Raw genomic sequence first — 25,258 nt, 5'->3', positions numbered from 1 at the left:
AAGCGATACGATTTAGCATTTTTTTAGTTAATTCAACAGAGATCATTTCCTATGTAGGATTTTATAGGGAAATAAACCAATCCATTTCCGCTACAACTATAAAAGGATTGCAGCCTACTTTATTGGTCCTAGTATTGCGAAGAAGCAAAATGAGTCTATTAAGGATAGGGTGGGACGGTTCTCCTGCTTTCTTGTTAGAAAATTTAGGAGAATCATCCTTATTTTCATCATTTTCTCATTTTTTTATAATAAAATGGATGAGCGAAAATTTAACAAGGAAAGTGAGAGCGAGAATGAGAACAAGGAAAAGCAAAAAGAAAAAGATATGGATTACTTTAGGAGTAATTATTGGAATACTTGTTATTGGATTAGGGTCTTATGTATTTTATCTATATCATAGCGTAGAAGAGACAGCAAACAAAATGTATAATCCTCTTGAGGGTGATTCGAATTTAGAAAAAAAAGCAAGAGAAGAAAAGCTTGATAATACAAAACCCATTTCTATTTTGCTTATGGGTGTGGATGAAAGAAAAGGTGATGTAGGAAGATCGGATACTCTCATCGTCATGACTTTGAATCCAAATAAAGATAAAATGCAGATGGTAAGTATTCCTCGTGATACAAAAACAGAAATTATTGGAGATGGGAGAGTAACAAAAATCAATTCTGCCTATGCTTATGGCGGGGTGAAAATGGCTAAAGATACAGTAGAAAATTTTACAGGTGTTAAAATGGATTATTATATCCAAGTAAATATGGAAGCGCTAAGTGATTTAGTTGATGCCATTGGGGGAATTACAGTTCAAAATGACTTGGATTGGATTGATGAAGGATATTATAAAAAAGGCTATCATTATAAAAAAGGAACTTTAACATTAGATGGTCCACAAACATTGGGATTTGTTAGAATGCGTCATTTAGATCCAAATGGTGATTTTGGTCGAAATGATAGACAAAGGGAAGTCATTACGGCTATTATTGACAAGGCCACAGGAATATCAACAGTAGCTCATTTTGATGAAATACTAGATGCCCTTGGAGCAAATGTAAAAACAAACATTACGTTTGATCAAATGATGACCATACAGAAAAATTACCGTGATGTGCGAAAATCTGTAGAGCAATATGAAGTAAAAGGGCAAGGCACTCCTCCCGGACAAACCTATTATTTAAATGTTCCAGAAGAAGAAAAAACGAAAGTGCATGATATGTTGAGTGAGAATTTACAATAAAGAAGGATAAAAAGGTACTAGCTGAAAATAGCTAGTACCTTTTTTAGGGGGACAATTCTCCTGTCTCTGTCTTTGCTAAAAGGATGCAATGAATTGCAAATTACAAGTATAGGAATTTCTTTTTATAACCCAACCGCTCTTTCTTATATGGATGAACAAAAATCTGAAGAAAGCAGTGTTTTTTTGTTTGTCTATATTGGCAGGGAAATTTTCATTATAATAAATATAGACATACTGTATTCCAATAGTAAAGAGAGATAAATGCTTTATATATAAAAGAGAAGGAGGTAAGTGAAATGGCGAGAAAGAAGGTCTTAGTAACAGGTGGGGCAGGGTTTATTGGAGGAAATTTTGTTCAATATATGGTGAATAAATATCCGGATTATGAAATTTATAATTTGGATTTACTAACATATGCAGGCGATTTAATAAAGCATAAAACAATAGAAGGAAAGAAGAATTATCATTTTATTAAGGCAGATATTGTAGATAGAGATACCATCCTTGCTCTTTTTGAAAAAGAGAGGTTCGACTACGTAACACATTTTGCAGCAGAAAGCCATGTTGATCGCTCCATTACAAATCCAGAAATTTTTGTAAGGACAAATGTTCTTGGCACGCAAGTATTATTAGATGCGGCAAAAACAATTGGCGTAACAAAGTTTCTACATGTTTCAACCGATGAAGTATATGGAGAATTAGACTTCGATTTCACTTCTTTCTTTACGGAAGATAGCCCACTTCAACCCAATAGTCCCTATAGTGCAAGTAAAGCATCTTCAGATATGCTTGTTCGTGCCTTTCATCAAACATATGGTTTGCCAATTAATATTACCCGTTGTTCGAATAATTACGGACCCTATCAATTTCCTGAGAAATTAATCCCCTTGACGATTTCTCGTGTTTTAAACGATCAAAAGATTCCTATATATGGAGACGGGAAGAATATTCGTGACTGGCTACATGTATTTGATCACTGTGCAGCCATCGATTTAGTGCTCCATAAAGGCGAAAATGGAGAAGTCTATAACATTGGTGGACATAATGAACGAACAAACTTAGAAGTAGTAAGAACCATTATAAACATACTAGGTAAGTCAGAAGATCTAATCGAATTCGTCCCGGACCGCCTCGGCCACGACAAACGATATGCCATCGATCCAACAAAAATAACAGCTTTAGGCTGGCAGCCAACTTTTACATTTCAAACCGGTATAGCCCAAACTATCCAATGGTATAAATAGAAGCAGAGGGGAGTATCTTCTGCTTCTTTTAGAGTGGATCATAAGGATGTTTGTGACTGAATAGGGAACAATATTTTCATGAGTTATATGGCTATTTATCCTTCCTTTTCTATTCCTGTGGTGCTCCGCAAGCAAATAATTTTTTTTCCTGTAAGGCAATTGATATGATTAAGAATGACTTAAATAAGAAAGGATCTTGCAAAATGGCAAATTTAAATATACCTATATCCGTATTAAACCTTGCCCCGATTCGAGAGGGACAAACTTCTAAAGAAGCTATTGAATCAATGGTGGATTTAGCTCAAGCAACAGAGAAAATGGGCTATAAACGTTATTGGATTGCAGAGCATCATAATACATCTACACTTGTTAGTTCGGCAACTGCAATTCTTATTAAGCATACGCTTGAACACACAGACAGCATTATCGTAGGATCTGGCGGCGTGATGCTTCCAAACCATTCTCCATTAGTTGTTGCCGAACAGTTTGGAACGATGGCAACGATTTATCCAAATCGAGTAGATTTAGGACTTGGTAGAGCACCTGGAACTGATATGCTGACTGCGAGTGCATTAAGACGTTCGCAAAAGGATTCCGTCTATACCTTCCCAGAGGATGTTAATGCTCTTCTAACGTACTTTGGACCTGAAGAGGATCAAGGCTATGTAAAAGCACATCCAGGTGTTGGTACAAATGTACCGATATATATTCTTGGTTCTTCTACAGATTCAGCTTACTTAGCGGCAAGTCTAGGACTGCCTTATGTGTTTGCTTCTCATTTTGCACCGAGATATATGGCAGATGCAATCAAGATTTATCGTGAGCGTTTCAAACCTTCGAAGTATTTGGATAAGCCATATATGGTGGTTTGTTTAAATCTGATTGCCGCCGAAACAGATGAAGAGGCAGCTGTTTTACAGACGTCTACTCATCAATTTTTCCTAAATGTTGTGCGCGGAACACAAATGCCGCTTCAGCCACCAGTGGATAGTTTAGATGGTCTTTGGAATCCACAGGAAGAAGAAATGGTCAAATCCATGTCTAGCGTGACTCTTTTAGGAAGCAAAGATTCCGTTCGCAACCAGCTTACAGCTTTTCAGGAACGCTTTAATGTCGATGAAATTATGGCAGTTTCTTATATTTATGACCCTGAAAAACAGAAACGATCTTATGAAATATTGAGAGAAGTAGTAGAGGGAAAATAAAGGTTCAGCAATAAATTAAATCATAAAAAGGGTACTAGCTCCTGAAGCAAGTACCCTTTTTTATGATTATTATTTCTCTTTATCCTCTTTTTTCTTTTCTTGCTGTTTCTCTTTTTGTTCCTCTGTTATTTTAAAATCACGATCCACTGTTTTGTTTTTTAAATCTTCATTTTTAACCATCTATAACGCCTCCCTTTTTCTTATATATAGACGATTTGAAGCAGATTAAACGGTAAAGTAATAGGGAAAAGTGGGATTATTTGGGTTTTGAGGAAGCGGAGGGATGGTTCTCCCTTTTTTTAAATAACTAACATTTGAACTTTCTATTTATGATCCAGTTCGATTTTTCTGGACACTTTCTACGCCTACAATTATGTAATTTATCATATTTCATATTTTTTTGATAATGAGATAAAGATGCAATAACTATGCATATGAATAATTATTTAACCGCTTACATTTTTGCCAGTTAAAGTTGCAAAAACATATACTAAACTTCTTATAAACAGTTAATTATAATCAAATTATGAAAGGGGTTACTTTTCATGAAGGAACGCACAAAACAAGTATTGAAAAGACTTCTAACGGCAAATACGTATTTAACTTTAGAAGATTTAAGTAATGAATACCATATTAGCCAACGAACCTTGCGAAATGAATTAATGATAATTAATGAGTTTCTCCAAAGCAACAATTATTCACTGGTTACCACAAAAAGAGGGAAGGGAATGCAGCTTACTCTGGCACATAGAGATGCACAAACCTTATTGGAGCGAATGAATGCGGAAGGAACGAAAGAATATTACCATCCTGATGAGCGTTTCTTAGTATTACTTTTAGATATTGCTGATACTAGTAAGACCACTCTCTTATATGAAATGGAAGGACGCTTACAAGTATCTAAAAGTACAGTGGATGAAGATATGCGTAAGATTCGTCAGTATTTAAAAAAGTATGGTATTCAAGTCGTAAGTCTTTCGAAGCAAGGAGTTGTTTTACAAGGGGATGAAAGGTCTATTCGGTCGATGCTTTTTGATGTCATTAATAATCGGACAGATTTCGATTATATAACGCTATCGAGCAGAATGCCGAAGGAAATTAATTTTGAGACTAGGCTAGTATTAAACTATTTGGAAAGAGAACGGATAAAGATTATTGCACAATTGTATAACCAGCAATTGAAGCAGTTGAACCCAGATGTTAATCCTTTATATCATAATCAAGTTATCTTATTTTTAGCCATTTGGATCAGACGGATACATGATGGCAATACCATTAGTGATACGGTAAAAGGAAAAAGAGAATTAACGGAAGGGCAAATAAGAGATTTTATCGATCATATTTGTGAGCGCTTTAAGCTATATCCCTCCCTATCAGAAATGAAATATATTGCCTTTACGATTGAATCTTTTGATTCGAAAGATATGAGTAATTCACTTGATTGGGTTACAGCACAGTTATTGACAATTCAACTAATCACTCATGTGGAGAAAGTAACACTTATCCCTTTCTCTTTGGAAGAAGAAGATTTATATGAGGGATTGTATAAACATATTACAGGCTTACTCAGTAGAGCAAGGAATGACATAAAGGTATTCAATCCATTAAAAGAGACAATTAAGGAATCCTATAGTTGGATTTATCAAGCTGTAGCAGGATTTAGTAATCATATAGAAAGTTATATAAAGAAACCATTATCAGAGGATGAAATAGGCTTTTTGACTATTTATTTTTCTACATCGACAAGTCGGATGAAGCAAGAGGAGCAGTATATTTATCAAGCGGTAGTTGTCTGTAATCACGGTATTTCTACAGGAAGGCTGTTGGCGGCAAATTTAAAGGAGCAATTCAATATAGAGATAGTCACTGTTTTGAGTTCCTATGAACTGTCTTTTATCGACAAGTTAGATGTAGACATTATTTTCTCAACCATTCCGATTGAATATTCTAAGAAACCCTCCCTTTTGCTTAATCCTATATTAAGAGAAAGTGATAAAAAAGAGATTGATGCTTTCTTAGAACAAAATAAAGAAAAAAGAAGATTAGTGTCTAATGAAAGAGATGCAACCAAGATGCTGCAGGACATACTAACCTTAATGGAAGCGTGCGGTGCAAAGATAACAGCGGAGAGCTATCTGAACCTAGTAGATACCTTTAAACAACACCGCTTGAAATTTAATACAAGGGAGATTCAGCCAATGTTACAAGATATCCTCAGGGATAAGAATATTATACTCCATCAAGAATGTGAAGATTGGAAGGAGGTGATTGAGCGAGTCTCTCTCCCTTTAGTAAAGGAGCAAGTTATCGAAGCTAGATATATTGAGGCTATGATTCATTCTGTTGAAGAATACGGTCCTTATATTGTGATAGGGAAGAACTTGGCGCTTGCGCATGCTAGACCAGAAGACGGTGTGAATGAATTAGGAATTAGTGTGATGACATTGAAAGAACCAATTATGTTTGGAAATGAAGAAAATGATCCTGTGAAAATTATTTTTTGCTTAGCAGCTGTAGATTCTTACTCTCATCTAAACATAATGAAGAGCTTGGTTGATTTGATAAATGATAAACAAAAGGTAGAAAGATTAATCCATGCAGATAATCTAGCTATTTTTAAGCAAGAGTTGTTTGAAAAGAATTCATGCAATAAAAATGGACTTTGCTAATGCTATCAAACTATTAAAAAGTTAAAGGAGAATGCTAATTGAAAAAGTTAAATATTTTATTTGTCTGTGGTGCTGGGTTAGGAAGCAGCTTTGCGTGTCAGATGGCAGCGGAGGATGTGTTAAATAAACTAAAAGTAAATGCAAAATTAGATCACAGTGACATTTCCTCAAGCGCGGCAGCAAAACCAGACATTATTATTACGGCACAAAACTTCCAGACTCAATTCGAAAAGTTCACTATTGATCCTGCCAAAACTCACATCATCTATTTGAAAAATATTGTTTCAAAACAAGAAATTGAAGAAAAACTAACACCGATTTTACGAGAAAAAGGTGTGCTATCTTAATAAATAGGTAGAGAGAGGGATAAAAATGAGCGTCATAAACTTTATCATCCAAAATATCTTAACGCAAGCATCTATTACGGTCGCTTTAATTGCGATGCTTGGACTTATTTTACAAAAAAAATCGACTGGACAAATTATATCGGGCTCTTTAAAGACATTGTTAGGATTTATGGTTTTATCAGCTGGCTCCAGTATTATTGTAGGAAGTTTACTGTATTTCGGAGAGATTTTTACAGAAGGCTTTCATATGCAAGGGATTATTCCCTCCATAGAGGCTATTAATGGTCAGGCTATGAATGAATTGGGGTTAGGTCGCGATATTGCACTTACCTTTTTAGCTATATTTGTTTTTAATATTCTAATAGCTCGATTCACTAGATGGAAATATATATTCCTTACAGGTCAAGCGATATTATGGATGGCTACTATGACCACTGTTTTTGGATATTTTGCTGGCTTACGCGGATTAGCATTAATACTGGTAGGCGGTTTAATTGGAGGAATCTTTGCGGTCGCTATGCCGGCAATTGCTCAGCCATTTGTACGAAAAATTACGGGTATGGATGAGATTGCATTAGGGCATTTTTGTACAATTGGTTATGTTTTTGAAGCTGGGGTAGCAAAAGTATTCGGGGAAAAAGGCGAAAAGAAAAAATCAGTGGAAGATATAAAGCTGCCTTCTCAATTAGAATTTTTGCAAGATACGTATCTTTCCTTAATGACAGTGATGGTTCCTCTATTCATTATTACAGCTATTTTTGCCGGTGAGGAATTTGCTTCTACTTTTTCTGGAAGCACGAATTATATCATGTATGCATTCTTGCAATCCATCCAATTTGTAGTAGGAGTTTATGTACTATTATCAGGAGTGCGCTTGTTATTAGGGGAGATTGTCCCGGCGTTCAGAGGGATAGCTATGCGTGTTGTTCCAAATGCAAAGCCTGCGCTTGATTGTCCAGTTCTTTTTCCTTACAGTCCTAATGCGGTAATTGTTGGTTTTATTACGACTGTCATTGGATCAATCATTGCGATGTTTGTTCTTCCTGTCTTTGGTTTAGCGATGATTTTACCAGGGATATTAACCGCCTTCTTTGCAGGGGGGACAGCAGGAATTTTTGGAAATCTAACAGGTGGAAGACGAGGTGCCATTATAGGAGGGATATTCCACGGATTTTTTATCACCTTATTACCGGCACTATTAGTAACCATTTTTAACTCTATGGGATTTGTCAATGCAACAGCAACAGATGTAGATACTGTAACAGTTGCTTTATTATATGCATGGCTGATTGGTCCATTAATGAAGGCCTTCTAAGAGGAATTAACTGGATTTGGAGGGAATGCTTATGTGGTTTAAAAGAAAATCAGAGATAAATAAAAACGAGAATACCATATCGAAAAAGAAGCTTACGGAGGATCAGAAAGAAGAATTATTAGGTTTTATATCGAGAAAATCAATAGAAGTACAGTCGTTGAATATTGAGAATCAGGCAAGGGTCTTTGAAGAAATAGGTTTAGCCTATTACGAGCTTGGTGATGAAGAGAATGCAATAGCTTCACTAGAAAAAAGTCTTCAGCTGAAAAAAACAATTGGAGAAAGCTTTAAAACATTATTAAAGCTATATAACAAGAAAAGAGCAGAAGCAGCGAAAAGTAATGATGTCGATAATTTACAGACTTTTTTGAATAAAATAGATCTGCTGATGCAAATTTCAAAAGATGTTACCCGTGGTGTTAAGTGATACTTATTTAGGGAGGAAAATCACAATATGTATACAACATTAAAAGAAGTTACTCGTAAAGCCGAGGCACTAAATTATACAGTAGGTGCCTTTAATGCACATAATTTAGAGATGCTGCCAGAAATGATACGGGCGGCAAAAGAAATGGGCGCACCTATCATTATCCAAACAAGTATAGATACGGCTAAATATATCGGGCATGAAAACATAGTAGCGGTTTGTAAGTCTATGGCTACTAAGGAGATGGTAGATGTAGTTCTCCATTTGGATCATGCACGTGATTTCAATGACATTAAAGAAGCGATAGATAAAGGGTTTACATCTGTTATGTTTGATGGTTCTCACTTGCCCTTTAAGGAAAATATTATGAAGACAAGTGTAGTAGTGGAATATGCTCACCAGCATGGTGTATCTGTAGAAGGAGAGTTAGGAACTATCGGGGGAACTGAAGAAGGAATTCATGTGGAGGAGAGTGACAAAATTTATACAGATCCGCAGGATGCTTTGAAATTCGTAAAAGCAACAGGAGTAGATGCATTGGCAATTGCCATTGGCACCAATCATGGACAATACAAATCAAAAACAGATGTAAATATACCGCTATTGAAAGAAATCAACAGATTAGTAGATGTACCTTTAGTTATTCATGGAGGAACAGGTGTAAAGGAAAACGATATTCACGAATTAATAAATAATGGTATTCGGAAGTTTAATGTAGGTACAGAATTACTGGTGACTTGGACAAAAACAGCAAAAAAATATTTTGATGAAACAAAAGAAAATAAATCTCTGCGACACAATATTATTCCATGTAATGAAGCTGTAAAGGAAATTGTAAAACATAAAATAGAAATTTTCATGAATAAGGAAGGGGCTATAAATAACGTCTAATAATTACCCAAAATATTGCTCCTTATTGCGAGAAGAGAGTACAAGTATTTAAAAAAGTACTCTTTTTTCTTGTATGAATAGTGGAAGAGGTGATTAGAAATGAATGGGGTCTTAATTTTATTAGCGGGTTATCCAGGAACTGGGAAGACCTTTCTAAGTAATATTATTAAAAAGAAGCTTGGCGGTTTAGTCAGGATTTCACCAGACGATATAAAAGAGGACTATTTCGATAGGTACGGCTTTCGTAATATAAAAGAGAAGCAGCAAATTGAAAGAATAGCATGGGAAAAATACTATGAAATAATGGAAAAGCAAATGAAAAGAGATAACGGTATTATTTCAGATTATCCTTTTAGCAATAAACAAAAAACTTATCTAGAAAAATTAAGCGGAAATTATAACTATAAAGTAATTACCATTAGGTTAATCGCAGATTTGGATATATTATATATGCGTCAGCAAAAACGAGACTTAGATCCAACTAGACACTTAAGTCATATAGTTAATTCTTATAAGAAGGGAGATTATTTAACTAATAGAGAAAAAGCAGATAACTTACTAACTTATGAAGAGTTCATAGAAAGATGTAAAACAAGAGGTTATAACACATTCAATTTAGGGAGACTTTTTGAAGTGGATGTGACCGATTATCCTAATGTGAATTATACGGATTTAATAGATAATGTTGAAACGTACCTAAGTTTAGAATAGGAGCATATATATCATTGGGGGAAGCGACGAGAACGTTTTACTGTCTCTCTTTTTGAAGAGAACCACGAAAGGGAATTAGAAAACTATCCCCATGATTCTCCTCTATATTACCAGCTTGCTTTTTTTAGTCCAGGAATTTGGCCTTTGTAGGCTAATTCTCTTAAGCAAATCCGGCATAATTTAAATTTGCGGTATACAGAATGAGGTCTTCCGCATTGTTCGCATCGCGTATATTCTTGTACTTTATATTTAGCAGTACGTTTTTGTTTATTGATAAGTGCTTGTTTAGCCATTATTCAGCCTCCTTTTAAAATAATTATAAACTAATAATTATTTTAAATAAATAGGAGATTAATGGCAGACAGAGAGAAGGTTGCGTTCCCCATTATTACCATGGGAAACAGAAGAACCTCGGAGTACTTTCTATGAAACTCGGGTATAAATAATATAAATAGGGAGGTGACGCTGATGGCTGAGAATAAAGGGAAATCTACCTCGAATAAGACGCAGCTGAATATGGATAATCCAGAACAGTATCCTACAGAAAATGAAAGTTTATTTGATAAGTTTGAGATAGAGCAGACAGTTGATCCCATTCCAATGGAAGATTTAAAAGAAGAACAAAGAGAAGAAAAGGCAAAACATGACACCAAAAATACATCTTCAAGTGAAAAAAAGTATAAAACAGGTATGTAAAGAAAACGGAGGGATGGTTCTATAGAATCCTTATTTAATAGCAAGTCTAAATGGAAACAGAAGAACCTTCCCTCCGACTCCCCACAAAAAAGCACCCGAGATCATTTCTCAGGCACTTTGGGAATTTTTATCTTTTTGGAAAGGCAACAGCATATTGTTTTGGCATTTCTGTTTCTTTACGTAATTGTGTCGCTGCTTCGATTGTCCAATATGGGTTGCGAAGCATTCCTCTTCCTACCGCAACAAGGTCTGCATCTTCATTACCAATAACAGAGTTTGCTAATTCTGCTGAATCTAGTCTTCCAACAGCAATAACAGGCACATTTAGTTCTTGTTTAAATGCACGAGCTAGAGGAACTTGGTAGGCAACATGAGTCCCAGGTCTTCCAGCAGCTGCAATTGGGCCTTCTCCACCTGCGCTGACATGGAAAATGTCTACTCCAGCTTCTTCGTATTTTTTAGAAAAAGCAACACTGTCTTCAATATCGTATCCGCCTTCTACATACTCTTTACCAGAAACTCGCATGATTAGTGGCATGTCAGTCGGCATTTCTGCTTTCACTGCTTTAATGACTTCTACACCAAACTTCGTTAAATCTTGACCATATTCATCTGTACGTTTATTTGTATAGGCAGATTGGAATTGATGAATTAAGTATCCATGTGCACCATGAATCTCGATAGTATCAAAACCAGCTTTTATTGCACGGGCAGCTGTTTGGCGGAATTTTTCTACCATTTCTTTTACTTCTTCTGTTGTTAATTCTCTTGGAGTTTTTGATTTATCATCAAATGGAATAGCAGAAGCTGATACTGGTTGTGGAGCATCTTCTGCTTTTCTACCAGCATGTGCAATTTGTATACCCACTTTTGCGCCATATTGATGACAAGCATCGACAATACGTTTCAATGGTGCAATTTGCTCATCAGACCATAAACCTAAATCGTTATCTGTAATACGGCCATCTGGTTCTACATCAGTCATTTCAATAATGATTAATCCAGCACCGCCAATCGCACGGCTTACATAATGAACATAATGCCAATCCGTTGCAATTCCATCTTTCTTCTCCACTGAATATTGACACATTGGAGGCATTACCACTCGGTTTTTTAATTCTAATCCTTTATAAGAAAAAGGAGAAAATAGATCCTTCATATTCTTGCCTTCTTTCATAAAAAAAATATATGTTTATCTAAAAAACTTACCACCAGACACTTTTTAATTCAAATATTATGCTTTCACCAATGATTTATTATATACAAGATGCTGAAAATAAATCCTATTGATTGTTAGAAAAATATTTTTTTTAATAGATGAAATCTTACATATTTTATGCATGATATAAATAAAATAAGTAAAGAGAAGAGTTGCTGTACAAATCACTATTGAAATATTAAAAATATACAGTAAATTTACAGTGTTACCTTTTATCTTATTAATATGTTGTTATATAATGAATACAATATATAGAAGCGGCTTAAATCTTTCAAAGTCGTAACATCACAGAATAAGATAATTGAATACTTGAGTTATTTATTGGGGGATGGAGATGATAAAGTGAGACTAGGTTCCATTATCTGTTTTTTTAAAAGACGCCATAAATTTAGCTATTACTCCAATAAGTGTGTACGTTGCGGCAAAAAAAGAGAGATTTAAAAGGATAACAAATCATAAGCTGTTTTTTTAGAATACTCTCGTATGATGAAGAGTATTTTTTTGTTTGAAAACAATGACTTGCTAAAACTAATGGTATTAGTTAAAATAAAACTAATACCATTAGTTTTCTAATCAGGAGGTTTGACTATTGAGAATTATCCACCATAATTATTTATATCAATTGACTTTTTTGCCAAGAATTTTTCCAGTGAACTGCTATCTCGTCGAGGAAGGGGAAGAATTAACATTAATTGATACAGCTTTGCCTTTTAGTTATAAAAAAATTCTCGCATTTGCTGAAAAACTGAATAAACCGATTACGAAGATTATTCTTACTCATGCTCATGGAGATCATATTGGATCATTAGATGCTCTAAAAGAAAGATTACCAGATGTGAAAGTCTATATATCTGTACGGGATGCTCGCATATTAGGCGGGGATCATACTATTGACAAGCAAGAGGAACCCTTTGTTTTAAAAGGCGGTTTACCTAAAAATATCAAGACAAATCCAGATGTGCTAATAAAAGAGGGGGATCAAATTGGTTCACTAATAAGTATTTCTTTACCAGGACATACACCAGGGAGCTTTGGTTTTCTCGATAAACGAGATACTAGTTTGATTACAGGAGATGCTTTTCATACAAGAGGAGGCTTTGCTATAAGTGGTCAATTTCGGTCTTTCTTTCCTTTTCCAGCAATGGCAACCTGGAATAAAGAGAAAGCCATTGAAAGTGCGAAGAAAGTGATGTCTCTAAATGTTAGTCTTTTAGCTACTGGGCATGGAGATCTACTCGAAAATCCACAGCCTTTGATAGAATCATTACTCCAAAAGGAAAGAGGATAAATATGACGCCAAGAGCAGGAATAACACATAATGATATTATTGTCACGGCAATCGAAATTGCCAATACGGAAGGATTAAAGGAAGTAACGATAGCTAATTTAGCTAAGCGGCTTCGGGTTAAATCTCCATCCCTTTATAATCATATCAAGGGGCTTCCCGATATTATGAATCTGTTAACATTGCGAGCTTTGGAAAGTTTATATCAGTTACTAAAGAAAGCAATAATGGAAGGGGAAAAAGCAGAGACTATTCATAATCTAAGTTTTGCCTACTTAACCTATGCTAGAGAGCAGCCAGGGCTCTACATGTTAACTATCGAGTCAGCATCGAAGAAAGGAGAGGAAATTCAAACAGCTGCAAATCAAATCATTCAATTATTAATAGAAGTATTAAAGCCATATGACTTAAACGAAGAAGAGACCATTCATGCCATTCGTGGGCTAAGGAGCATTCTTCATGGATTTGCCTCTATTGAAAATCAACAAGGATTTGGCATGCCGATAGAGGTAGATAAAAGCTTTCATTATTTGGTTTCTACTTTTATTGAAGGATTGGAAAAGCATTCATAAGTGCAAGTGGAAAGGGTCACTATTATAGTCGCCCTTTTTTTATGGCAAAAGTAGGAGGATTCACTAAAGACTTTTGTTTGGTTTAAAGAAAAGGAACATGTTAAAATAGTTCAGTTGCTTAACTATTTGCAATGATAAAAACATTGATTTTTGAGAAGAAGTTTTAAGAAAATAACTCTATCCTGTTGTATTTAATAGAAACATAGAGAAAGGAGTTACTATGTTAATTAGGGTAATGATTGCCGATAAAGATAAACGAGTGATTGCTCGTATTCGTTATTATTTAAAGGATCATAAGGATATAAAAATTATTGTCATGTGTGATAACGGCAATGATTTAGTTTATCAATATAAGAAGTGGAAGCCTGATTTGATAATAACAGAAGTCGATTTACCATCTATGAACGGACTGGAAGTCATGAAGCAATGTTATCAACTAGGGGACCAAATTCATTTTATTTTTTTAGCAGAAGATGAGAAGCATGCATTAGCAGCCTTGGAATTAGATGCTATTGATTTTTTGGTCAAGCCATTCAGAAGTTTTCGTTTATCTAAAGCTATTGAAAAAGCAAAACGAGTAATAGCGAGCAAGAGAGAAAGATATTCTTTCAACAATTTACCAGTTAAATATAATAAAGGCGTGTATTATATTAAAAAGGAAGAAATATATTTTATTGAAAAAATAGGCAAGAAATGTGTTATATATACGGACGCAGAAATAGTGGAGACTCGGGAGAATATCGGAGAATTATTACCGCAATTAGATGATACATTTTTTTTGTCGCATCGTTCCTATATTATCAATCTAGAAAAGGTGACAGAAATTAGTCCCTATAAGGAAACGTATATTGCTTATTTTGATGGAGTAAACAGACAAGCGAAAATATCAAAGTTGAAAATTAATGAGGTAAAGGAAAGAGTATCTTTGTTTTTATAAGCTAGCTAGTACTTTTATATCTTTTAAATAAAATTAAATATGTCGAAACATGGAATTTTATGTAGCTACTCTAAAATGACTAAAGTTCTGTTTAAAATGTATCTTTTTCATACAGAAATGACTAAAATTATGTCTAAATGGCGTTAAGTTCAATAGACAAATACTGACAGAATCGGTAAATTTACTTGTATGATTAGATAAATTTGAAAAATCAGGACTTTTCGTTTATTTTGGAGGATACCCTAAGTGGATATAATAACAAGATTAAAAAGCAAAAAGTTTTATCATGTATATCAGCCAATTTGGAATATAAAAGAATGGAAAATCATTGGATATGAATCATTGCTACGTATATCCCAAGAGCCAGACATCTCGTTAGAAGCTTTCTTCGCTGATGCGAGAAAAGAGAATTATTTATCTGAATTAGATACCTTTCTTATTAACGATACGATCGAACACTACCAGATACTTTCATCAAGAAGAAAGAAGCCACTATTTATCAATATATTTCCATCGACTATCATACATGAATCATTTGAATCATTAATTCTATCTTTACTTGAAAAATTCCCAGCCATGAATGGGAAGATTATCTTTGAATTAAATGAAACGGTATTAGAAGAAGAGCTATGGAATTCCCCTCTTTTTAAGGAGAAAATTGCCTTTCTAAAAGACAATCAGTTTCAAATTGCTTTAGATGATTTTGGGAAAGGAATAGCAAATTTTGAGAAAATCTTAGAGATTGCTCCTAGCTATCTTAAACTAGATCGCTATTTTTCCAACAATTTGGCTTTTTCTGCTGAAAAACAAAAACTGGTGCACTTATTATTGGATTTTGCGGATGAGAAGATGAAGGTCATCTTGGAAGGAATAGAAGAGGAAACAGATTTAGCGATGACTAAAGCATTGAAGGTTCCTTTTGGCCAGGGGTTTCTATTAGGAAAGCCGGAGATGTTGGTATAATTAGTTTTTAATGGATTATTTATTAAAAACAAGGACTAACATAAATGTTTTTTATAGAAAAAGCACGCTGCCGTATCATTGTGTTTAGATCTCAACTACTTACATGTGATCAAACATCTTATGGCAGCTTTTTTATATAAAGGAATCATAAAAAGTCGGAGAATCATAGAATGACATTGAAATTATGAATAAAATAAAGTTATATTTACATAAGGTTATATGAGGCATTTAAATAAGGGCTGTTGGATGAGTATCTATTACAGGGAAAAATACAGGGGATGCGATACTTTTTTGATTCTTCGTGCTGCATAGGTGATTCCGATAGTTTCATCAGTGAATAGGGAGTTAATGAGATGGAACATCAGGAGGTAGTTGTCTTATATAGAAAGGAGAAAGAATGGAAACGCTAACGATAGCGGTAGCTTGTATCGATTCGCCTATTAATTCATCTATCCATCATTTGATTGCTATCCATTCTAGTTTTAAAATAATAGGAGAAGCAAAGACTGGAGAAGAATTATTAGAATTAATTTATCGAGCGAAGCCTAATATTATAATTGTTGATTATGACTTACCATCTATCCATTCCACTATTTTTAATAGTGCCTATAAAGATTATCTCCCCGATTTCCAGCTTATTTTAGTAGGCAAGGATAAGAGAATGGCAATTGAAGCATTTAATTATTCAGCTGTTGGTTATTTGCAGAAGCCTATTATGGAATCATCCTTCCTATCCCTTTTATATAAAATAAAGGATTCTTATTCTAAAAGTAGAAGACAGATTCATACAGGGAAGGGAAAGCGGATCTTAATTAAATTAAGTAATCGATTTGTTTATATCCCAATAGAAGAAATTTTGTATATAGAAATAATCGCACGAAAAACAATGGTACATACAATCAAGAAGTCATATGAAACGTCAGAAACCTTTCTCTCCTTCGTAGACAGATTGCCGTGGTATTTTTATCGTACCCATCGTTCCTTTCTTGTTAATTTAAAGAAAATTGTTCGCATTGAATTATTCGGAGAATCCTATTTAGCCTATTTCTCTGGAACAGATAAGCGTGCAAACATATCAAAATTAAAAATACGAGAAGTCCATTCCTTGCTGATTCAATAAGAGGGGGATATTCTTTTACCATAAAAAGGGAAGCAGGAACCGTGGCTCTGCTTCCTTATTCTTTAATTAGAAGATAGATAAAATATGGAGCACCTAAACAGGATAGAACGAGCCCAACTGGTATTTCTGAGCCAACCATGAGACTTTTGGCGATGATATCAGATGTTAACAGGAGAAGTGCTCCTATTAGGGCCGCTATCGGCAGGAGTCGTTGGTGTTTTGGACCAACTAGCATTCTTGCTAAATGTGGTGCAAGAAGCCCTAAAAAAGAGATTCCTCCGCCAACTGATACACATGCTCCTGAAAGTCCGACAGCAAGCAGCAAAAGTAATCCTCGCTCTCTTTCAATCGAAACACCAAGACCCTTTGCCAGATTATCACCTAGCTGTAGTAAATTAATGGATTGGAATTTACTAATTGCAATTGGAACAAGAATAAGAATCCACGGTAAAAGGGCAAGAACATAACTCCAACTTGCGCTCCAAATACTTCCGGAAAGCCAAATTGTTGCTTGAGTAAAATCCCGGGGGTCCATCATCAATTGAAAAATGATGATTAAAGCACCGAAAGCAGCGTTAATGCCGATACCGACCAATACTAGGCGAACAGGCGTAACCCCATCCTTCCATGCAATGATGTAGATGAGTGCAGCAGCCATTAGAGCTCCGGCAAGTGCAAAAAATGGCATGATATAAACTGATAATGGACCTGCTTGAAAGGCACTTCCTTGAATAAAGAAGATATAAAGGATAACGGCAAATCCAGCTCCAGAATTGATGCCTATAATACCTGGATCTGCTAGACTATTTCGCGAAACCCCTTGTAAAATTGCTCCAGCAATCGCCATACCCATTCCTATTAAAACGGCAATTACAGAACGAGGTAATCGAAAGTTATATAGAATATTAAAGTTTTGAACAGTGCCTTTACCGGTAAAAGCTTCTATCATTTCCATCGGACTAATTTTTATGGTTCCCATATTTAGACTTAGAATAAAGACTAAAACGAGAGCAGTAAGTAAGGTGGTGCTAACAATATATATTTTTTTGTTCGCTAATTTTAAAGAAGACATTACAGACCCCTCCCTTCTCGACGTGCTAAATATAGAAAGAAAGGAACGCCAATTACCGCTGTTATCGCTCCTAATGGTGTTTCAAAAGGAGGGTGAATCAAACGGGCAACGATATCTGACAGCACTAACAAAAGAGCACCAACAACTGCCGAACAAGGAATAATTAATCGATAATCCGATCCTACAATAAAACGAACAATATGGGGAACAACGAGTCCTACAAACCCAATAGTTCCCCCGACTGCCACAGCAGCACCAGTTAAAAGCAAAACGACAATCGTCCCTAATAATTTCACTAGACCAACCTTTTGGCCTAAACCAGCAGCAATATCCTCACCTAAACTTAAAATGGTAATAGATTTACTAATGAAAAAAGCGAGAATTAGTCCTAGTATAGCTACAGGGATAAGTAATTTTACATTAATCCATTGTACTCCAGCTACTCCTCCTGCATACCAAAAGCTAATATCTTTTGCTACATCAAAGCGAAGGGCAATTCCAGTGGAAATGGAACCAAGAAAGGCACTAATAGCAGTACCAGCGAGTGCTAATTTCATAGGTGTTAATCCTCTTTTGGAGAGTGCGCCAATCAAGAAGACTAAAGCTGCCCCTAATCCTGCGCCAATGAATGCAAAGAGCATAATAGTCATATTGGAAACAGCAGACAGAAAAGCAAAGGCAATCGATACAGCAAACATAGCTCCAGATGTTACCCCCATTATAGAAGGGGAAGCGAGTGCATTTCTCGTCATCCCTTGCATAATGGCACCAGATACAGCAAGGTTTGCTCCGATAAAGGTTGCAGCAAGTGCTCTTGGCAGGCGTAAACGATAAACAATTTGATGAGCAGTGGACGTATTATCGAAATGAAATAGTCCTTGTATAACTGTTGATAGGTTAATATCGGCTACTCCTAAAATGATGGACATGCAAATAGAAAAGAAAAGCATTATAAGACCAATTATGAGAACCAAAGTGGCAGCTTTTGGTCTAAATATGGCAGCTTGATCATTTTCAATAGAGTTACTTTTACTCATGAGGAACCCACTTTCTAATAAAATAGAGAGAAAAATAGTAAATAATAGTATGTAAATGGTTAAATAATAATGGATATCGGAAACATTTCAATTAATTTTACTATAAAATTAATTGAAAATCGATATTATTATTGAAAGTGATAATCGTTATCATTTATAATTTAAATATAACATAACCTATTAGGAGGATACGTAATGAATAACCGGAAAATGAAATCGGTATTATTTATTTGTTTACTACTAGTTTTCACTGTTCTTGCGGCATGTGGAAATAATAGTAAAGAAAATAACAATAAAGAAAATGGTGCTTCCCAAGAAACAAAGGAACGAACATTAACAGATGCTATCGGAAATGAAGTGAAAGTTCCGGCAGAGCCAAAAAGAATTATCGGTTCTTACTTAGAAGATGATTTAGTATCATTAGGGGTAACGCCAGTTGCTCAATGGTCCATTAGAGAAGGAAAAGGAGTTCAAGCTTATCTGCAAGACTCGTTAAAAGATGTTCCAACTATTGACTCTTCATTGCCTTATGAGGCAGTGTCCAGCTTTGCTCCTGATTTAGTATTAATGTCATCGGGCGCACAAGTAGAGGGAGCTAAATATGATCAATACGCGAAACTTGCTCCTACCTATGTTGTTTCAAAGGAAAATAATAACGACTGGCGCAAGAGACTTCAAACAATTGGAGAAGTAATTGGCAAAAAGGACGAGGCAGAAAAAGTATTAGCAGACTATGACCAAAAGGCAGAAGATGCAAAAGGGAAGATTCAAGCATCTATTAAGGATGAATCAGCAGCAGCAATCTGGCTTGTATCGAATAAATTATTTATTGTGGGAGAAAATGTATCAAGCGGAGCGGTTCTATATGGCGATTTAGGCTTGAAGGTTCCAGAAGTAGTAAAAGAAATATCCGCTACCGCAACAGGAAACTGGTCAGCTATTTCATTAGAAAAACTAGCTCAATTGGATGCCGATCATCTTTTCTTAATCAACAGTGATGGCGAAGGAGCAGAAGTGCTAAAAGATTCCTTATGGTCTAATATTCCAGCCGTGAAAAAAGGAAACATTTATGAATACGGTCCAGACACAAGCTGGCTATACTCGGGTCCAATCGCCAATACACAAATCATTGACGACGTAGTAGAAAGTCTAGTGAAATAAGCAGAGGGAACGTTCTTCGGAGGACTTTCTCCATAAAAAAGCCAAGTAGAAGTGGAAATACTTTTACTTGGCCTTTTATTTTTATGAAAAATGTTTAAAAAACGAATAATTTATCCTCTAGAGTATCTGCAAGCGGAAATCCAGTATATATGTTGCACTAGAGCTTCAGCAATATATTAATCGCTAATTAATTGTTTTTAAAGTGAATAAAGTATTTCTGATTCCATCTGTTTCCACTTTTACTTGAGTTTCACTATCCCCATTTTTTTGGACATAGATAACTAATTTACCATGATTTGATGTTCTAAAAGGCTCGGTGTAATCGGTTACGTCATCTAATTTTCCGTTTTCTATTCCTAAGAGTCTTCCATTTTGCACAGAAACGGCTACTTTCTGACTATAATCTGATAACTTTCCACTTCTATCTAGAAGGGAGCACTCTATTTGGATGACGTCCTGAGTTATATTAGGAAACACTGATTGTAAGACATTCTTATATATTTCTGGTATTTCCCATATATCTAATTTTAATTGTGCTGGGGATAAAACAGGGGCTAATTCCTCCGCGACTACTTTATCTCCTATGTATCCCAAAGCTTTGATAGGAGACTCTGTTGCAGCTACATATGTAACAAAATAACCAAAGTCTTCATCAAACTTTAATGGTATCCTATTTCCATTTAGCTCTACTTCAACTTGCTCGCAATTGGAAAAACAGATGACCTCTACTTTTTCACCTATACAGTAATCCCACTTTTTCGATAGTTCCTTTATCTGAGAATGATTATTCGTATTAGTTTCTAATGGACGAGTAACTAAATAAATCATAGGTTCCTCTGTCCACCAGCTTTTCCGAAGAAAATAAAGTGTTTTCTCATTTCCGGCTAAATCTAATACTCCTGCTGCGGATCCGTGTATGGGCCATCCATGAGCTTCTCCAAGATAATCGATACCAGTCCATAAGAACTGTCCTGATATATAAGAAGTATCTCGAACAATCTTCCATTGTGAATATCCATGTCCATTTTCGCTGCCTATGATTGGCTGGTTTGGGAACATTTTATGATGTTCCTCATAAAGATGCTCTTTATAATTGTATCCTATTAAATCGACTTCAGTTAATAAGCCAGTTTGGCTGGACAATTCTGGAAAAGCCGCAGCTAAAGTTACAGGTCTTGTATCATCAATCGACTTAACCGTTTTAATTAATCTATTGGCGATTGTTGTGAGTCTAGTAGTATCTGGCCTATTTGGATTATAAATTCTTTCTTGAGCTGGTTTGTTCGCATCATTATTACCTGTCATTTCTTCAAATAAAGGATTTGCATAGGGGTCATTAGGATAATCAATTTCGTTGCCAATACTCCATGCAATGATGGAAGGATGATTTCTATTTCTGATGATCATATTTTTTAAATCATCTTGGTGCCAATTTGGAAAATGATGAGCATAGCCTTCGATTTTAGGTGGATAAACATTATGCCCTTGCCACCATTTGTTTTTGGGGTTTTCCCATTCATCAAAGGCTTCATCAATCACTAGAAAACCTAGAATATCACATAGGGTATACAGTTCAGGAGCATGTGGGTTGTGAGCCATGCGAATTGCGTTACATCCCATTTCTTTTAACTTAGAAAGCCTTCTTACCCATACACTTACAGGCACAGCAGTCCCAAAGCAGCCAGCATCCTCATGAAGGCACACACCTTTTAATTTCATATTTTGGTTATTAAGGAAGTATCCTTTATTAACATCAAATTGAGAAGTTCTAATTCCTACGTGATTAGTATAGGCTGAATGGACTTTGTTGTCGTCTGCTTCATAATATAGATGAGTATGGAGCATATATAGATTTGGTTCATCAGTTGTCCATAATTTGGGATTATCTAGTTTTTCATTAAATGTAATATTCGACGTTTCCTGTGGATTTAGTTTTATTTTCTTTTCAAAACAATAGGTTTGTTCCCCATCGATAGAAACTAATTCGTTCACAACTCTTACATCACTAGCAGCAGGATATGTATTTGTGATTAAATGCTGAATACGAATGTTGGAGACATCTGTTTTGGTCTCTAGTGTAGAGAATGTAGTTCCGTATTTTGGGATATAAATGTAATCATGTATTTCCAGCCAAACATTTCTAGTAATCCCAGATCCGTTATACCAACGAGAATCAGCAATATCTGAATGGTCAACTCTTACTGCAATGACTAATTCATTATCTGGTGTATACGGAAGAATTTCTGTTAAATCAAAGGTAAAGGACGAGTATCCAGATGGTCGAATGCCATGATTGTATCCATTAATCCACACTTGAGCATTCTTATAAACACCATCAAAGGTCAATTGAACAACACTATTATCGATATTGGTAAAGTCTGTTAATGGGATATGACATCTGTACCAGCCAATTCCTCCAGGTAAATAACCAGTACCACTAGAATTATTTTTACTAAATGGCATGGTAATGCTCCAGTCATGTGGGACGGTTACGGGTTGCCAAGATTTATCCTCATAATCTTTTTGCCAAGCATTAGAATCATCGCCTTGAAAGAATAACCAGTTAGAAATTTTATAGTTTCTCATATTATGAACACTCTCTTTCGAAAAATATAATTTGTATATTGATACTTTTTCTTAAACTATTTTCTAATAGACCACTAGTTTTCAAGTGAGTAAGTGTTTTCTTTTTGACTCTTCCCCCATAATGATAGGAAGAGTATGATTTCTCATGCGATTCTCGTGTTACAGGATTGCTATGGTTTTTTTACCTTTCTGCAAAGAGCAGGAAGAATTGTCTTAGTAAATACTATATAGGTGTGGCACAGGATCAAAAATTGTTCTTTCAACAGCTTAAGCATTAAATTAAATTAAATTGTATTAAAGTACATTCCAAGAATCTCCTAACCAAAAGTTATTGTTAATACCATTGAGTGCATAGATACCTTGCGTAAAGAAGTAATCTCCGTAAATTAAGCCAGTATCTAAATTTTTTTTCTCTGGCCAATGACTTGTTCCGTGAATAATGAGTGCTTGATTTTGATCATCTTCTATTGTTGCTGCGTGTTCGTATAGTCGTTTTAATAAGTCCCTTCCGAAAGCTAAGTAAAATCTTTTTTCCTCCAAAGGTGCATATTGGGAAATTAATAAGGTGCCACAAGCAGCTATTGCAGAAGCAGAGGAATCTCGATAGTCATATTTCGTTCCATCAGTATGGGAAGGAATTCGAAAATTCCAAAGAGGAATAGGGTCATGTTGCAGGTGTAACGCGAAATGGTTCGTTACTTTCATTGCACTAGATAAGTAGCGTTCTTCTTTCGTATAATGATAGGCAATCGCAAAACCAAATATAGCCCAACTACATCCACGAGACCATGAACTATTTTTTGAATACCCCTGACCGCCAAGTTTTTCTATTAATTCACCTGTTAAAGAATTAAATCTAACCATTTGATGAACAGAACCATCGTTCCGAATAAAGTGCTTTAAGACCATATCGCAATGAGCTTTTGCAGCCACCATAAAGCGAGGATCACCGGTTTCTTCAGATGCCCAGAAAAGCAATCCCATATTCATCATGCTGTCAATGATAACAATGCCACTATTATCATTAGTCCCATGCCAATTGTTCCATGCTTTAAAGAAATGACCAGCACTATTAAAACGTGCGAGCAGCATATTAGCAGCAAGAAGTGCTGTATTCTTCGCTGTTTCATCAGCAGTTATTTGGTATCGGGCTAAGCTCGTGAGTGTCCACATAAATCCTATATCGTGATCCACTTTGTTTGGATTATTTAATAAGTAATCCATCTTATGCTCAAGCTGAATGGCTAAATTCTTGAAAGCGTATTCATTAGTCGCGTGATAGACATTCCACAAAATCCCAGGCCAAAATCCTGCTGTCCACCATTGAGGGCTTTCCTTATCATACTTACCCTGCTTTGTTGCATGAGGGAAGGATGCACCAATATCGATTGCATTTTTGGTCGTTTTCCTTTCGATAAAAGCACTAGCTTCCTTAATCCATTTGTCCATAAAATGTACGTCCTTTCAAAATTCGAGTTTGTTTCAAGTGGAAGAAGATGGTGTTTGCTCAAGATAAGAAAATGTAAATATTTTGTTATAATGATAGTTTACTACTTTTACTAAAAAAAACAAAGCGTGATTTTAAAATGAACCCTTATTTATCAATGATAATTGTTGATTGAATCTGATTATTAGGATTTTTTATGTAATGATAAAAAGTAAAAAACAGAGATTTTTGTAGTGTTTATACTAAAAAAACATTATAATTCAAAAAAGAATCAATGGAGGTGGATGTAATGCTTAAATTAAGTATCAGTGATAAATATGGAAATATAAAAAAGGGGAGGAATGATTATGAAGAGGAAAGTCACAACTTAGAAAGTGCTGGAGATACTATGTGCGATATTGCTTCCCAAGATTTTATATTTGAAGAGGGGGATGAGATTAATATATTTGTAGCACAGAAAAATCAATATTTGATGGTTAAGCTAGATGAAAGTCTGGATAGTACAATTGTCTTTATTCCAAGTCATAGCTGGACGTACAGAATAAACATGGAGCAAACGGCAAAAGAGGCAATGCCAGATCATCGTTTTAAGAGCAAAAGACATTATTTAGGTGTTAGATATGCGACAAATGAAGAGATTAGAAGATATCAGAATTGGGCATTAAATCCTCATGATCAAAAGGAGTTTTCAGGAGCTTATCCTCATGCGAGTGCAAATGTAGAAACTAGAAATGATGCAACATTCTTTGCGTGCAATGCAATAAACGGAATATATGCAAATAATAGTCATGGGTCCTATCCGTACCAATCTTGGGGAATAAATCGGCAGTCTGATGCAACATTGACAATTGATTTTGGTAGATTGGTTGAGGTAGATAAGATTGGTATAACAATCAGAGCAGATTTCCCTCACGATAGTTATTGGACCGAAGTTACCTTGCTATTTTCAGACGCATCAAGCGAAACATTCAGCTTGCAGAAAAACACAAGTCCACAATTTTTTTATTTTAAAAAGAGAGCGGTAACATATGTTCAATTAACAAACTTGGTCAAAGCAGAGGATGAGTCACCGTTTCCTGCTTTGACCGAATTTGAAGTATATGGAATAAATAAATTATAAGG

The 25,258-nt window shown here is 35.3% G+C and carries 23 protein-coding genes; 17 read left to right on the top strand and 6 right to left on the bottom strand.

Annotation, left to right across the window (positions count from 1 at the left end):
* The first annotated feature begins 293 nt into the window (after positions 1-293).
* The 9 genes from NiCM35_RS10080 to NiCM35_RS10040 all read left to right on the top strand — a co-directional run bounded on the left by NiCM35_RS10080 (position 294) and on the right by NiCM35_RS10040 (position 10,041).
* Complete coding sequence (locus tag NiCM35_RS10080; RefSeq protein ID WP_172859390.1) at positions 294-1,232, top strand: LCP family glycopolymer transferase; 939 nt, start codon at positions 294-296, stop codon at positions 1,230-1,232.
* Positions 1,233-1,528: 296 nt separating this feature from the next.
* Positions 1,529-2,476, top strand: a complete 948-nt coding sequence (gene rfbB, locus NiCM35_RS10075) for a dTDP-glucose 4,6-dehydratase (RefSeq protein ID WP_249877752.1) — start codon at positions 1,529-1,531, stop codon at positions 2,474-2,476.
* A gap of 203 nt (positions 2,477-2,679) precedes the next feature.
* Positions 2,680-3,681 (top strand): LLM class flavin-dependent oxidoreductase, encoded by a 1,002-nt coding sequence (locus tag NiCM35_RS10070; RefSeq protein WP_433779370.1) that lies wholly within the window; start codon positions 2,680-2,682, stop codon positions 3,679-3,681.
* Positions 3,682-4,226: 545 nt separating this feature from the next.
* Positions 4,227-6,350, top strand: coding sequence for a BglG family transcription antiterminator (locus NiCM35_RS10065; RefSeq protein ID WP_095329772.1), 2,124 nt, complete (start codon positions 4,227-4,229; stop codon positions 6,348-6,350).
* Positions 6,351-6,388: 38 nt separating this feature from the next.
* Positions 6,389-6,697, top strand: a complete 309-nt coding sequence (locus NiCM35_RS10060; protein ID WP_095329773.1) for a PTS sugar transporter subunit IIB — start codon at positions 6,389-6,391, stop codon at positions 6,695-6,697.
* Between the two features lie 25 nt (positions 6,698-6,722).
* Complete coding sequence (locus NiCM35_RS10055) at positions 6,723-8,012, top strand: PTS sugar transporter subunit IIC (RefSeq protein WP_095329774.1); 1,290 nt, start codon at positions 6,723-6,725, stop codon at positions 8,010-8,012.
* Positions 8,013-8,043: 31 nt separating this feature from the next.
* A complete protein-coding gene (locus NiCM35_RS10050; protein ID WP_095329775.1) occupies positions 8,044-8,439 on the top strand; it encodes a tetratricopeptide repeat protein in 396 nt (131 codons plus the stop codon).
* A 27-nt stretch (positions 8,440-8,466) separates the two neighbouring features.
* Positions 8,467-9,330 carry a class II fructose-bisphosphate aldolase gene (locus tag NiCM35_RS10045; RefSeq protein WP_095329776.1) on the top strand — a complete coding sequence of 288 codons (864 nt, stop codon included), beginning with the start codon at positions 8,467-8,469 and terminating at the stop codon, positions 9,328-9,330.
* Positions 9,331-9,429: 99 nt separating this feature from the next.
* The gene (locus NiCM35_RS10040; protein ID WP_433779366.1) at positions 9,430-10,041 is read left to right on the top strand and encodes a P-loop nucleotide/nucleoside kinase family protein; all 612 of its coding nucleotides are present in this window, start codon (positions 9,430-9,432) and stop codon (positions 10,039-10,041) included.
* Between the two features lie 107 nt (positions 10,042-10,148).
* Here the strand turns inward: NiCM35_RS10040 and NiCM35_RS10035 are convergent, their stop codons facing one another.
* The gene (locus tag NiCM35_RS10035; protein WP_047944445.1) at positions 10,149-10,334 is read right to left on the bottom strand and encodes a type Z 30S ribosomal protein S14; all 186 of its coding nucleotides are present in this window, start codon (positions 10,332-10,334) and stop codon (positions 10,149-10,151) included.
* A gap of 175 nt (positions 10,335-10,509) precedes the next feature.
* Between NiCM35_RS10035 and NiCM35_RS10030 the strand changes: the two genes are divergently transcribed.
* Positions 10,510-10,737, top strand: coding sequence for a YczO family protein (locus NiCM35_RS10030; RefSeq protein ID WP_123258326.1), 228 nt, complete (start codon positions 10,510-10,512; stop codon positions 10,735-10,737).
* A gap of 127 nt (positions 10,738-10,864) precedes the next feature.
* On the opposite strand, the gene NiCM35_RS10025 is transcribed toward NiCM35_RS10030, so the two are convergent.
* Positions 10,865-11,896: an NADH:flavin oxidoreductase/NADH oxidase gene (locus tag NiCM35_RS10025; protein ID WP_095329779.1), complete on the bottom strand. Its 1,032-nt coding sequence runs from the start codon at positions 11,894-11,896 to the stop codon at positions 10,865-10,867.
* 649 nt (positions 11,897-12,545) lie between these two features.
* On the opposite strand from NiCM35_RS10025, the gene NiCM35_RS10020 reads away from it, so the two are divergent.
* The 5 genes from NiCM35_RS10020 to NiCM35_RS10000 all read left to right on the top strand — a co-directional run bounded on the left by NiCM35_RS10020 (position 12,546) and on the right by NiCM35_RS10000 (position 16,833).
* Positions 12,546-13,244 carry an MBL fold metallo-hydrolase gene (locus tag NiCM35_RS10020; protein ID WP_095329780.1) on the top strand — a complete coding sequence of 233 codons (699 nt, stop codon included), beginning with the start codon at positions 12,546-12,548 and terminating at the stop codon, positions 13,242-13,244.
* Positions 13,245-13,246: 2 nt separating this feature from the next.
* A complete protein-coding gene (locus NiCM35_RS10015) occupies positions 13,247-13,813 on the top strand; it encodes a TetR/AcrR family transcriptional regulator (RefSeq protein ID WP_095329781.1) in 567 nt (188 codons plus the stop codon).
* Positions 13,814-14,033: 220 nt separating this feature from the next.
* Positions 14,034-14,750 (top strand): LytR/AlgR family response regulator transcription factor, encoded by a 717-nt coding sequence (locus NiCM35_RS10010; RefSeq protein ID WP_095329782.1) that lies wholly within the window; start codon positions 14,034-14,036, stop codon positions 14,748-14,750.
* A gap of 246 nt (positions 14,751-14,996) precedes the next feature.
* Positions 14,997-15,713 (top strand): EAL domain-containing protein, encoded by a 717-nt coding sequence (locus tag NiCM35_RS10005; protein ID WP_095329783.1) that lies wholly within the window; start codon positions 14,997-14,999, stop codon positions 15,711-15,713.
* Between the two features lie 397 nt (positions 15,714-16,110).
* The gene (locus NiCM35_RS10000) at positions 16,111-16,833 is read left to right on the top strand and encodes a LytR/AlgR family response regulator transcription factor (RefSeq protein WP_095329784.1); all 723 of its coding nucleotides are present in this window, start codon (positions 16,111-16,113) and stop codon (positions 16,831-16,833) included.
* Positions 16,834-16,888: 55 nt separating this feature from the next.
* Here NiCM35_RS10000 and NiCM35_RS09995 read toward each other — a convergent pair whose 3' ends face one another.
* Both NiCM35_RS09995 and NiCM35_RS09990 read right to left on the bottom strand, forming a co-directional pair.
* A complete protein-coding gene (locus NiCM35_RS09995; RefSeq protein ID WP_095329785.1) occupies positions 16,889-17,905 on the bottom strand; it encodes a FecCD family ABC transporter permease in 1,017 nt (338 codons plus the stop codon).
* Positions 17,905-18,942: a FecCD family ABC transporter permease gene (locus NiCM35_RS09990; protein WP_433779363.1), complete on the bottom strand. Its 1,038-nt coding sequence runs from the start codon at positions 18,940-18,942 to the stop codon at positions 17,905-17,907. The genes NiCM35_RS09995 and NiCM35_RS09990 overlap by 1 nt, the downstream gene beginning before the upstream one ends.
* Positions 18,943-19,137: 195 nt before the next feature.
* On the opposite strand from NiCM35_RS09990, the gene NiCM35_RS09985 reads away from it, so the two are divergent.
* Positions 19,138-20,103 (top strand): iron-hydroxamate ABC transporter substrate-binding protein, encoded by a 966-nt coding sequence (locus NiCM35_RS09985; RefSeq protein ID WP_095329787.1) that lies wholly within the window; start codon positions 19,138-19,140, stop codon positions 20,101-20,103.
* Positions 20,104-20,286: 183 nt separating this feature from the next.
* Here NiCM35_RS09985 and NiCM35_RS09980 read toward each other — a convergent pair whose 3' ends face one another.
* Positions 20,287-22,689 carry a glycoside hydrolase family 2 TIM barrel-domain containing protein gene (locus NiCM35_RS09980; protein ID WP_433779361.1) on the bottom strand — a complete coding sequence of 801 codons (2,403 nt, stop codon included), beginning with the start codon at positions 22,687-22,689 and terminating at the stop codon, positions 20,287-20,289.
* Positions 22,690-22,983: 294 nt separating this feature from the next.
* Entirely contained in the window at positions 22,984-24,138 is a 1,155-nt protein-coding gene (locus tag NiCM35_RS09975) for a glycoside hydrolase family 88 protein (protein WP_433779359.1), read from the bottom strand.
* Between the two features lie 287 nt (positions 24,139-24,425).
* Between NiCM35_RS09975 and NiCM35_RS09970 the strand changes: the two genes are divergently transcribed.
* On the top strand, positions 24,426-25,256 hold the full coding sequence (locus tag NiCM35_RS09970; RefSeq protein ID WP_433779357.1) for a hypothetical protein: 831 nt from the start codon (positions 24,426-24,428) through the stop codon (positions 25,254-25,256).
* The last annotated feature ends 2 nt before the right edge of the window (positions 25,257-25,258 follow it).

The organism is Niallia sp. M35, assembly GCF_050971705.1.
Lineage (GTDB): Bacteria > Bacillota > Bacilli > Bacillales > Cytobacillaceae > Niallia > Niallia circulans_A.
The sequence above is the reverse complement of the archived record's forward strand: the minus strand, read 5'-3'. Positions and strand labels throughout refer to the sequence as shown.